A 4,200-nucleotide genomic window follows, 5' to 3' on the forward strand; every position below is an offset into this window, starting at 1 on the left:
CGGTGGAGACGACGCCACCAGGCACGCGCCCGCCAGAGCCACTACGAACGGCGCGGCTACCTCTTCGCCGGGGCACGGTGGGGAAGTCCGTCCCGACCACCTGGCGCCCCGCCACACTCCACGCCACCAGGCCGCTGACCAGCCCAGATACCGAACTACGGCTGGAGTACTAGCGTCCCGCCTGCATGGCCGAGCCGTGGCTTGATGGGACAGACAGTCGCCTGGAGACGTCGAGGAGGGGGACCATCACCATCCCCGCATGCGCGGGGAGCGGTTCGTGAGGGGTGCCGACCACCTGGTAGGTGTCGGGACCATCCCCGCGGGCGCGGGGGAGCAGGCCGGCACTGTGAGACGTACGGACAGGTTGCCGGGACCATCCCCGCAGGGGCGGGAGCAAATGCGCTTTCTCGGCGTCGCTCGCCCGCCGCCAGGGCCGGCGCGTCTGGGCGGAGGTAGAGGTCCCGGTGGACGGCGCGACGGATGCCGAGTCCGTGGCCGTGGGGCTGTCCGTGGGCGAGGCGGAGTCCGTCGCGGTCGGGGTCCCCGAAGCGTCGCTGCTGGCTGTACCCGTTGCGGTGTCTGTAGGGGCGACGCTGTCCGTCGGCGTCGCGGTGTCGGTGGCCGTCGCTCCATGGCGTATCCCGCCAGGCCCATGCCGCGGTGCTGCGTCCCGCCGGTGGCGGGCTTGCCCGGGTCGACCAGGTCCACCCGCAGCCCGGCGGGCAGCGCGGTCGCCTTGCCCGCGCCGGTCGCGCGGACCTGGATTCCGTTCGACGGCCCCGACCACATGGGCGACATCCCGCCGCGCACACCAGGACGGTTCAGTTCGGCGGCGTCGGGGAGGTCGTCCGGCTGCTGCATCTTCAGCCACGACGTCCAGTGACCGTCGGCGACGGAACGGGTCCGCACCTCCACCGTGCCGCGCAGCTTGGCGTGCGCGCCGTTCCAGGTGACACCCACCATGCTGAACGGAGCCGTGGACCGGGCCCCCAGCGTCTTGAGCGACGCACTGGCCCCGGTCAGGGACAGCGACATGCGTCCTGATCGGTCCCCGCGCGACCGACGCTCCGCCATGGCCTGGCGACCTGCCATGCGACGGTCGCCACAGCCACGCCACCACCGGCGACGACCGCCCCAGCACCACCCAAGTGCGCTTCTTCAGGCCGGATTCCATGCCCCACCCGGAAGACCGGCTGTCCCTTGCATCAGCCCGCAGGGCACAGCTGTCACGGGAGTCCCCTGAAATACCAGCGCACCCGGACGTTGAAGCGTCCCAGTCCCGAACCCGGGCGGGCGACGGACGCAGGCCAACGGCGGCTGTTGCGGACTCCCGACCCGATCTTTGGTGACGGGAGCAGCGATTTGCAAGCTGAGCCGCCGGGAATCCCCCGAAGCCTCATCACTCTCCTTGTGCAGGCCACGGTCAAGCCATGGCTGGGTCCTTTTTCGGCCATGACTTGTTCGCGAACGACACATGAACATCTCAGGAAAGGCAAAGGAATGTTCTGGCTTCTACTTCCATCTTGTTGACGTGGACTCGACATCCGTACGTTCTGCGCGGCCACGGCGCACACTCCGCGCCGAGGTCGTACCGCGCACCCCCCACAGCCCTTCCCGGTTCACCCACCATGTGGAGGACGTACGTTGCGCAGAACCGTTTCCCTCACCGCCGTGGCCACGCTCGCCACGGCCGCCCTCGCCCTGGCCGCCCCAGTCGGCCAGGCGGCCCAGGCCACAGCCTCCCCGTCCCATGGCGTCGCCGTCGCCCACGCCTGCGCCGCCCCGACGAAGAAGGGCGAGATGGCCTGCAACGCCCTGCAGGTCACCTCGGGCACCCCGAAGTCGGCACACGCCGAGAGCGACCTGACCGCGGCCGCCGCACCCTCCGGCTACGGCCCCGCCTCACTGCAGGCGGCGTACAACCTGCCGTCCGCGAGCGGCGGTTCGGGCCAGACAGTGGCGATCGTCGACGCCTACGACGACCCCAACGCCGAGTCCGACCTCGCCGTCTACCGCGCCCAGTACGGCCTCTCCGCCTGCACCACCGCCAACGGCTGCTTCCAGAAGGTCGACCAGAACGGCGGCACGCGCTACCCGCGCGGTGACTCCGGCTGGGCCGAGGAGATCTCCCTCGACCTCGACATGGTCAGCGCCGCCTGCCCGAACTGCAAGGTCCTGCTGGTCGAGGCCAGTTCGGCGAGCATGACCAGCCTGGGCACTGCCGTGAACACCGCCGTCCGGCTCGGCGCGAAGTTCGTCTCCAACAGCTACGGCGGCTCCGAGTCCTCCAGCGACCCGACCTACGACTCCTCGTACTTCAACCACTCGGGCGTCGCCATCACCGCCTCCTCCGGCGACAACGGCTACGGCGTCGAGTACCCGGCCGCGTCCAAGTACGTGACCGCCGTGGGCGGTACGTCCCTGAAGACCGCCTCCAACTCCCGCGGCTGGACCGACACAGTGTGGAGCGGAGCAGGCTCCGGCTGCTCCACCTACGACGCCAAGCCTAGCTGGCAGAAGGACACCGGCTGCGCCAACCGCACAGTGGCGGACGTGTCGGCGGTCGCCGACCCGAACACCGGCGTAGCGGTCTACGACAGCTACCGCTCAGCCACCGGCTGGATGGTCTTCGGCGGCACCAGCGCCTCCTCCCCGCTGATCGCGGCGACGTACGCGCTGGGCGGCGCCCCGTCCGCCGGCTCCTACCCGGCCTCCTTCCCCTACGCGCACACCTCGGCGCTGTACGACGTCACCAGCGGCTCCAACGGCAGCTGCGGCGGCTCCTACCTCTGCACCGGCACCACCGGATACGACGGCCCCTCCGGGCTCGGCGTCCCGAACGGCACCGCTGCATTCACCGGCTGACCCCTCTTACGAGGTAAGCCTGCTGACCGGGTGCACCGCGCGGAGGACCACCGCCGCCTAGTTGCGGCACGCCTGGTCCTCCGCTACCGGGACGGAGTCGGCGACCGTGCTGGCTCCGGCCTCCCGCACGCTTGCCGTCGGCCGACGGGGCTATCCGGGGTTGTCCCCTGCCCTCGGTCGCCTTCCCTCGCTTGGGGCGTGCGATACCGCGCGTTGCCGTCCGGTGGCGCGCATCGAACCGCAACCGATGGGCCTCTGCGGCGCAGCCGAGCAGTTCTGTGTCAACACCTCGGGATCCGTTAGGCTGGGCGGGCGGCCCCGTCGACGTGATCCTGCCAGAGACGAAGCCAGTAGGTCATTGCTCCAATTTGCTGATGTACAAGCGTGTTCCGCATAAACCTTCCAAGTGATCAAGTGCGTGCGGTTCAAGCTCACCTGGGATGCAGGAGTCATCCGAAATGCTTGAATCAAGGAGCGCACATGAGTCCTGAGCACAGGGCACCAACGCTGTCCGGACCACCGGCCCGAGGCAGGCGGAAGAAGGTTGGCGGGCTCGCCTCCGTCGCGCTGCTGGTGACGCTTGGACTGGTCACCCCCGCTGCGGCCATCGCGCACACCGTGACCACCCACGGGGGCGTCGCGTCCGCCGACGGCGCCAAGTGCAAGAGGGACGGCAAGGGCAAGGACAAGTGCAAGAAGCCCAAGCCGACACCGACGCCGACGCCCCCGCCCACGGGCTGCAACGACATCGACTCGGCAGTTCAAGGGATGACCAAGTACGTCTCGGTCGTTTGCAGCGGGCAGGTGCGTGTCCTGTCGGTCAACGAGGCTGGTCCGAATCCGCCGACCCCTGTTGCCGGACCAGGTAATGTCTTCTGGCAGTCGGTGGGAGGCCCGACCAACGTATTCGACGCCACACTGTCGGTGTTTGACGCAAAGCTCCTGGTCACCGAGCTGACGTCAACAGGGGCGGTGTGGCAGGGAATTTGCACCTCAACGTTGCCGCTCACAGTGCCGTGCACCTTCACGCAGATGCCTACGCCACCGAATACGTGACGAAGCTGCTGGCAGCGAGCCTGTGGCCTGTCGGAAGTGAGGCAGGGTCGCACTCCATCGCGGCGACATCGGCCGGCTAGGTCTCACCGTACCCCTGGCGTGCCCGTTCGGGAGGCACGCCAGGGGAGGTATGGGAACGCCGAACAACGCTCCGCGTATGCGCGGGTCAGCCTCCTGCGGGCTGAGAAGCTGTTGTCTTTCCGGACGCGAGGACTGCGTTTTCGCTGGTGGGGCATGGGGTCGGTGGTCTGGTGGGAGTGACGGCTTGTGATGTCGTCG

General features: G+C 69.0%; 2 protein-coding genes. Both read left to right on the plus strand.

All coding sequences use genetic code 11. The features are described 5' to 3' along the window. Positions 1–1,644: 1,644 nt before the first annotated feature. Entirely contained in the window at positions 1,645–2,865 is a 1,221-nt protein-coding gene (locus ACFYX0_RS46915; RefSeq protein WP_388981744.1) for a peptidase S8, read from the plus strand. Positions 2,866–3,345: 480 nt separating this feature from the next. Continuing rightward, positions 3,346–3,921 carry a hypothetical protein gene (locus tag ACFYX0_RS46920; protein ID WP_388981747.1) on the plus strand — a complete coding sequence of 192 codons (576 nt, stop codon included), beginning with the start codon at positions 3,346–3,348 and terminating at the stop codon, positions 3,919–3,921. The last annotated feature ends 279 nt before the right edge of the window (positions 3,922–4,200 follow it).

The sequence above is a fragment of the Streptomyces sp. NPDC002573 genome (assembly GCF_042889625.1).
Classification (GTDB): Bacteria; Actinomycetota; Actinomycetes; order Streptomycetales; family Streptomycetaceae; genus Streptomyces; species Streptomyces gibsoniae.